Raw genomic sequence first — 6,769 nt, 5'->3', positions numbered from 1 at the left:
CGACGAGCCGCACGGCGACCCACCGGCGGGCGACACCTCGATCTGCCACACCTACTGGGAGACGACCCCGCTGGACGAGGAGACCCAGACCGGCGCGGCCAGTCGTGTGCTGGTCCCGCCCAACAAGCGCGGCATCATCCTCTACACCGTCCGCGACGCGATCAGCCGCGACCCGCTGTCCACGCCCCTGCCCTCCGGCTTCCGCCGCGTGCTGGAGGAGTTGGCCCGCATCGGCTACCGGCAGGTCGAGTTCGCCGGGTATCGCCAGCACGCGGGCGCCGAGGGGGGCGCGAACCTCAAGACCGTCGAGGGGGCCCGCTTGCTGCGGCGCTGGCTGGACGACAACGGGCTGCGGGCCCAGGGCAACCACGGGTTCATCCCCGCTTCGTGGCCGCTCACGACCGCCGACCTCGACCGGTTCAAGCAGGTGCTGGAGATCGCCAACATCCTCGGCCTGGAGCACGTCGGCACGGGCTCCGATCCGACGAACAGCCCGTACAGGGGCGACTGGGACGTGGCGGCGGCCAAGTGGAACGAGCTCGGCCGGATCGCCGCCGACGCCGGGCTCAAGCTGTACACGCACAACCACGACGCGGCCTACGCCTTCCTGCTCGACACCGGCCCGCTCGACGAACAGGGCCGGTGGACGCGCTCGTCCGGCATCCGGAAGCTGGAGTACTTCTTCGGCATCAGCCACCCGAGGTTCGTCTACTTCGAGATGGACATCTTCTGGGCGCACGTGGCCCAGTTCAAGCACCGTACCTACACCGCGCCCGACGGCTCCACGCAGACCGACGTCTTCGACCCGCTGGCCACCGTCCAGGCCAGGGAGCGGCGCTTCCCGCTGTTCCACGCCAAGGACGGCACCACCAACCCGGCGACCGCGAACGGCTACGACATGGTGCCGTTCGGCACCGGCGACATCGACTACCAGCGCTTCTTCTCCCACCTGAACCAGCCGGACACGCACAACCCGATGTACGAGCAGGACAACGCGCCCGGCACCGACCCGGGCCAGTCCCTGCGGTACGCCGAGCTCAGCTACCGCAACATGGCCGCCCTGCGCGGCTGACGCGGCCCTGGCCGCCACGAGGGACCGGGCGCGCGATCGCCCGGCTTCCTCCGGGGCAAAAGGGATAAGCAGTGATCTTCGGGGCAGGGGGGCGAAGATGTCCACGCTCGATCTCGTCCTGGCCCTCGGCGGAGCCGCCGCCCTGCTCGCCGCGATCCTCCCCGAGGTGCTGGCCCGCCGTCCCGTCTCCCTGCCCCTGATGTACCTGCTCGGCGGCATGCTGCTGTTCGCGCTGCCGCTCGGGCTGCCCGAGCCCGACCCGATCGTCCACCGGGCGGCGCTCGAGCACATCACCGAGCTGTGCGTGGTCATCTCGCTCATGGGCGCCGGCCTGGCGATCAACCGCCGGGCCGGGGCGCGCGGCTGGTCCACGACGTGGCGGCTGCTCGGCCTGGCCATGCCGCTGACCGTGGCCGGCGTCGCCCTCGCCGCCACCGGCCTGCTCGGCTGGCCACTCGCGGCGGCGCTGCTGCTCGGGGCCGCGCTCGCGCCGACCGACCCGGTGCTCGCCTCCGACGTGCACGTGGGCGAGCCGGTGGACGCCGAGAACGCCGACGACGAGGTCCGCTTCGCCCTCACCTCGGAGGCCGGCCTCAACGACGGGCTGGCCTTCCCCATCGTCTACGCCGCCGTCGCGGTCGCCGCCGTGGGCGGCACGGGCTGGCTGGGGGAGTGGGCCCTGGTGGACGTCCTCTACCGGACGGCGGCCGGGGGCCTGGCGGGGCTGCTGATCGGCCGCCTGCTCGGACGGCTGTTCTTCCGCGCCCGGTCGGACGACCTGCGCCTGGCGGAACGCCGTGACGGGTTCGTCGCGCTGGCCGCCACGTTCCTGGCGTACGGGGTGACGGAGCTCGTCCACGGCTACGGCTTCGTCGCGGTCTTCGTCACCGCGTGCACCATCAGGCGGGCCGAGCACGGGCACGGCTACAACAACGTCCTGCACGGGTTCGTCGAGCAGATCGAGCGGCTGCTCACGGCCTGGCTGCTGCTCCTGCTCGGGGGCTTCGTCGCGACCGGCGGGCTGGCGGCGCTCACCTGGCGCGGCGCCGCCGTCGGCGTCCTGCTGCTCGTGGTGATCCGCCCCCTGGCCGGCTGGCTGGCCCAGTGGCGCGGCCCGGCGGGGCCGAGGGAACGGCTGGTGATCTCGTTCTTCGGGATCCGGGGGATCGGGTCGCTGTTCTACCTGGCGTACGCGCTGGGCCAGGCCGACTTCGGCGTACCCGCCGAGGAGCTGTGGGCGGTGACGGGCTTCACCGTGCTGGCCTCGGTGGTGCTGCACGGCGTCACCGCCACCCCGGTGATGGACCGGGTCGACGCCCTCCGCGACCGGCTCACGGCCTCCCGCGACACCCCGGCCCCGTGACGGTCCGCCGTCACCCAGGGCCTTGACCGGCGGTGTCATCCAGGACCTGCACCGGGCGTCGTCACGCGGGGCCGAGGCTCCAGACCCGTAAGCCGCCGTCGTCGTCCGCCCCGGCGATCACCGGGCGGCCGTCCAGCTCGGCCAGCGCCAGCCTGCGGATCGCGCCGCCCTCGCCCGACCCGAGCACGCCGACGATGTCGCCGCGGTCGAGGTCCCAGACGCGGACGATGACCTCGCCGCCCGCCGGGGCGTGGGCGACGGCCGCGATGGGCAGGTCGCCGAGCAGGCCCACGACGAGGGCGGTGGCCCCCCGGTCGTCGGGGCTCTGGTCGCTGAACGCCCACTTCTTCCGGCGCTTGCCCGACTTCAGGTCGTACACGCGCAGGGTGGCGTCCAGATGGGTGGACACCACGACCGGCCTGCCCTTCACCTCGCCGCAGGCCAGCAGTTCGATGCCGCCGATCTCACCGGTGGGGAACGAGTGCGTCTGACGCCCGTTGGACAGGCGCCGCACGCGTACCCGCTCGGCGCCGTCTCCCGTGACGAGCACGCCCTGCCCGTCCAGCCTGCCGAACGCCAGGCCGTGGACGCCCTGGAAGTGGTCGGTGATCGCGGGGCCGATCTGCTTGCCGGTGGAGATGTCCCACAGGCGTACGACACTGTGCAGGTCCCTCAAGCCGTCGTACTTCTGCGACACCGCCACCGCCCGGTCCCCGACCGTGACGGCGATGACCGGATCGTTCGCCCGGTGGTCCTCCAGGCTCCCGCCGGGCAGGCCCCACAGCCGCATGCCGCCGTCGGCGTGCCCCGAGGCGGCCACCCGCCGGCCCGCGAGGTCGCCGACGGCCACGGACGACGCCGCGCCGCCGCCGTCGCCGAGCCTGGTGACGGCGGCGTTCACGTCCCAGGAGAGCACCACGCCCTTGCCGGTGCCGCACACCACCGTGGTCCCGGCGGCGGCCAGCGCCGCCGGCTCACCGCTGCCGCCGGGCAGGGTCACGGGCTCCGTCACCGCGGTCCCGAACGGCTCGGCCGACGCGGCCGGCGTGGGTGACGGGGACGCCGCCGGTGTACCGGTCGGTTGCGGGGACGTGCCCCCGTCCGGCCGTCCCGTCGCGCCGCCGTCCGCTGTGTCGCTCGATCGTCCGGTCGCAGGAACCCGCCGCCCGGCCGGAGCACGGCGAACGCGGACACCCCGGCGGCGACCACCGCGGCGGCCCCGCCGATGAGCGCCCGCCTGCTGAGCGTCCTGCGCGCGCTCGGCTCCGTCGCCTCCACCGGCCACTGCCCCCCGGGCCCGGCATGGGACGTCCCCGCCGGCCCGCCGACCGCCCAACCCCCCACCCCGGGCCCACCACTCACACCCGCCCCGTGTCCCGCCCCGCCACTCACCCCGCCACTCACTCCGGCACCGTTCCCCGGCCCGGCGCTCGCGCCCGCCCCGGCTTTCGGCGCGGCTGTGGTGCCCGCGTTCACATGGTTCGCGCCGGTCCCGTGGGCGTCACCGGCACCCGTCCCCGCCACGCCCCCGCCGGCCGGTGGGGCGGGCATGGAGCGGGCCGTGGGGCCCGTTGGGCGGATGAGCCGCTGGAGGAGGTCTCCCGGCAGCGGCCGGGCCGACGGGTCCTTGGAAAGACACGTCTCGATCAGCCCCCGCAGATGAGCGGGCACCCCCTCCAGGCCGGGCACGGCGCTCAGGATCGCGTTCATGATGACGACCACCGAGTCCCCGGCGAAGGGCGGCCGGCCGGTGGCGGCGTAGACCATCGTCCCGGCCCAGCTGAACACGTCCGATGCCGGCCCGACCCGCTCACCCCGGAACTGCTCGGGCGACATGTACGTAGGCGTCCCGATGGGCCCCGACGTACGCGTGGTCGCGTCGAGGGCCTTGGCGATCCCGAAGTCGATGACGATCGGCCCGTCCGGCCCCATCAGGACGTTGCCCGGCTTGAAGTCCCGGTGCACGATCTCCGCCTGGTGGATCGCGGTCAGCGCGGTCAGCGTGGAGATCGCCAGCCGGTCCAGCGCCCCGCCCCGCCGTGGCCCCGACGCGCGGACGAGCGCCTGGAGGGTGTCGCCGGGAACGTACTCGCTGACGATGTACGGCCGCTCGTCCACCACCCCCACCTCCAGCACGGCGGCCGTGCAGAAGGCGGCCACCCGCCGCGCCGCCTCCACCTCACGCAGGAACCGCCAGGTGACCTCGTCGTCCTGCGTGAGATGGCTGTGCAGCACCTTGATGGCGACCTCGCGCCCGTCCTCACCGGCGCCCCGGTAGACGATGCCCTGCCCGCCCGAGCCGAGCACGCCCAGGAGGCGGAAGCCGCCGATCCGCCCGGGATCGTCCGGCCGGAGCGGGCGCATATCCGGCATCCCGCTCCTCCTCGGACTTACACCACCAACAGGGACCTACGACATCTTCTCAAAGAAGAACTCGTGCTTGAGAAACGACGTGTCGTATTCGTGCCCCGGGTACGGCGGGATCAGCTGCGACGCCTGGAACAGCCGCCACCCGTCGCGCAGCGCGTCCACCCCGGTCGCGTACGGCGGTTCGTCCCCGTCGCCCGCCGTCGGATGCGTACGCCCGGTGCCGTCGTAGGACGACCAGCCCACCACGGCCGCGTCGAGCGCGGAGGTGGCCAGGTAGAGAACGAGCACCTGCTGCTTCATGCGGCCCTCCCGGGGCGGTTGTTCACACGCGTCGTCCAGTAGTCGATGTCGAACGTGGGATCGGCGGTCAGCGCCCGCCACACGCGCACCCGGTTGTGGATCTCCAAGCGGCCGGTCGCCTGCTCGTACCAGGGGAAACGCCTGCTCAGCTCCTCCCGGACGGCAGGGTCGGCCAGGTCGGAGGTGTCCCACAGGCGGACCTGCGGCACGGTGGGGTTGAACCGGATCTTGAACATGTACCGGCGTACCGGGCTGTCGTTGCGCCGGCCGCCGTGCCAGATGCCGTGGTGCAGCAGCATCACGGTCCCGGCCGGGCAGGTCAGCCGGGTCTGGCCGCGCAGGTTCTGGTAACGGCCGGTGTCGCTCTCGTTGACGCGCCGCAGGTGGCTGCCGGGCACCACGAGCGTGCCGCCCATTTCCGCGGTCACCTCGCGCGGGTAGTACATGAGCTGCACGTCGAAGGCGTCCATGCGGGTGTCGATGATGGCGTCGGCGTGCAGCGGCTGGGCCTCGCCGCCCTGCGGCTCGCGTACGTGCACGGCGTGGTGGTCGATGGTCGGGTCGGGGCCGACGAGGGAGCTCAGCGCCCCGGCGACCTGGGGCAGCTCGATCAGGCGGCGGGCGAACGACCCCTTGGGGAAGGCCTGGGTGACCGGGGTCCCGTACGGCACGCGCGGGATCCCCGCGTCGAGCACGTCGATCGCCTGGTCGTTGAGGTCGTCCGGGACGATCCCGTCGAGCCGCAGATAGCCGGCGGCCACGAAACCGGCCACCTGTGCGGAGGTGAGCAAAGTGGTTCGCATACCTCAACGCTAAGATCGGATGTCTGCCGTGTCGTGGGTTGTAATCCTCAACTACTGGTCGATTCTCCCCTCACCGCGATAGACATGCGGTGTGCGCCACGTGACGATCGCCCTGTCCGAGCCGCCCGCCGTGGCCGGCGCGGGCGTGGGCGTGCACGGCGTGGTCAGCCCGCACGACGTGTTCCGGCTCCCCGACCTGTGGCAGTTCCACCTGTACGGCTACAGCGCCGAACTCGTCCTCGACGGCACCGTGCACGCGATCAAGCCCGACCACGTGAGCCTGATCCCGCCGGGCGCCGAGGTGCACTACCACTACCGGGGCAGGTCGGAGCACCTGTACGCGCACTTCCGCCTGCCCGGCGCGGGCGAACGGCGGGCCGTGCCCGTCATGCGGGACGCCGGCGACCAGGCCCCGGTCATCGGCGCCGCGCTGCGCCAGGCCATCGCGGCCGTCCCCGGCACCCCGGCCAGGGCGTCGGCCGAGGTGTGGGCGGCGCTCTGGCGGGTGGCGAACCTGCCGGTGGCCGGCAGCCCGCACGCGGTGGTGGCGGCGGCGATCGAGTACATCGAGGCCGATCTGGCCGCGCCGCTGACCGTGCCGGCCATCGCCAAGGCCGCCGGGGTCTCGCACAACCACCTGACCCGGCTGTTCCGCTCCCAGACCGGCGACACGGTGGTGGCCCACATCCGCCGCCGGCGGCTGTCGCGGGCGCTGCACCTCCTGCGCGAGTCGACGCTGGCGATCCCGGCGATCGCCGCGGCGGTGGGCATCCCGGACCTTCAGGCGTTCAACAAGGCCTGCCGCCGCGAGCTGGGCGCCTCCCCGCGCGCCCTCCGCGCCCGCCGTTCCCCCTGAGCCTG

At 73.3% G+C, this 6,769-nt stretch carries 7 protein-coding genes; 3 read left to right on the top strand and 4 right to left on the bottom strand.

The window, feature by feature from the left end; all coding sequences use genetic code 11:
• A partial coding sequence (locus tag AB0I15_RS64075; protein WP_358119793.1) for a sugar phosphate isomerase/epimerase family protein occupies positions 1–1,072 on the top strand: 1,072 nt, incomplete at its 5' end.
• Between the two features lie 97 nt (positions 1,073–1,169).
• A complete protein-coding gene (locus tag AB0I15_RS64070; RefSeq protein WP_358119791.1) occupies positions 1,170–2,435 on the top strand; it encodes a cation:proton antiporter in 1,266 nt (421 codons plus the stop codon).
• 61 nt (positions 2,436–2,496) lie between these two features.
• On the opposite strand, the gene AB0I15_RS64065 is transcribed toward AB0I15_RS64070, so the two are convergent.
• Genes AB0I15_RS64065 through AB0I15_RS64050 form a run of 4 tightly spaced genes read right to left on the bottom strand, consistent with a single transcriptional unit; the run spans position 2,497 to position 5,908 of the window.
• On the bottom strand, positions 2,497–3,447 hold the full coding sequence (locus AB0I15_RS64065; RefSeq protein WP_358119788.1) for a hypothetical protein: 951 nt from the start codon (positions 3,445–3,447) through the stop codon (positions 2,497–2,499).
• Complete coding sequence (locus AB0I15_RS64060) at positions 3,444–4,808, bottom strand: serine/threonine-protein kinase (RefSeq protein ID WP_358119786.1); 1,365 nt, start codon at positions 4,806–4,808, stop codon at positions 3,444–3,446. Before AB0I15_RS64060 ends, AB0I15_RS64065 begins: the two co-directional genes overlap by 4 nt.
• Before the next feature lie 36 nt (positions 4,809–4,844).
• The gene (locus tag AB0I15_RS64055) at positions 4,845–5,105 is read right to left on the bottom strand and encodes a hypothetical protein (protein ID WP_358119783.1); all 261 of its coding nucleotides are present in this window, start codon (positions 5,103–5,105) and stop codon (positions 4,845–4,847) included.
• The gene (locus tag AB0I15_RS64050) at positions 5,102–5,908 is read right to left on the bottom strand and encodes a phytanoyl-CoA dioxygenase family protein (RefSeq protein WP_358119781.1); all 807 of its coding nucleotides are present in this window, start codon (positions 5,906–5,908) and stop codon (positions 5,102–5,104) included. The genes AB0I15_RS64055 and AB0I15_RS64050 overlap by 4 nt, the downstream gene beginning before the upstream one ends.
• 91 nt (positions 5,909–5,999) lie before the next feature.
• Between AB0I15_RS64050 and AB0I15_RS64045 the strand changes: the two genes are divergently transcribed.
• Positions 6,000–6,764, top strand: coding sequence for a helix-turn-helix transcriptional regulator (locus tag AB0I15_RS64045; RefSeq protein ID WP_358119778.1), 765 nt, complete (start codon positions 6,000–6,002; stop codon positions 6,762–6,764).
• Positions 6,765–6,769: the final 5 nt, after the last annotated feature.

This window comes from Nonomuraea sp. NPDC050643 (assembly GCF_040654715.1).
Taxonomy (GTDB): Bacteria; Actinomycetota; Actinomycetes; order Streptosporangiales; family Streptosporangiaceae; genus Nonomuraea.
The sequence above is the reverse complement of the archived record's forward strand: the minus strand, read 5'-3'. Positions and strand labels throughout refer to the sequence as shown.

What these genes read in the sequence shown, in the direction of transcription:
- AB0I15_RS64070 (WP_358119791.1), top strand. Translation starts at nt 1,170, where the DNA reads ATGTCCACGCTCGATCTCGTCCTGGCCCTCGGCGGAGCCGCCGCCCTG.
- AB0I15_RS64060 (WP_358119786.1), bottom strand. Translation starts at nt 4,808, where the DNA reads ATGCCGGATATGCGCCCGCTCCGGCCGGACGATCCCGGGCGGATCGGC.
- AB0I15_RS64055 (WP_358119783.1), bottom strand. Translation starts at nt 5,105, where the DNA reads ATGAAGCAGCAGGTGCTCGTTCTCTACCTGGCCACCTCCGCGCTCGAC.
- AB0I15_RS64050 (WP_358119781.1), bottom strand. Translation starts at nt 5,908, where the DNA reads ATGCGAACCACTTTGCTCACCTCCGCACAGGTGGCCGGTTTCGTGGCC.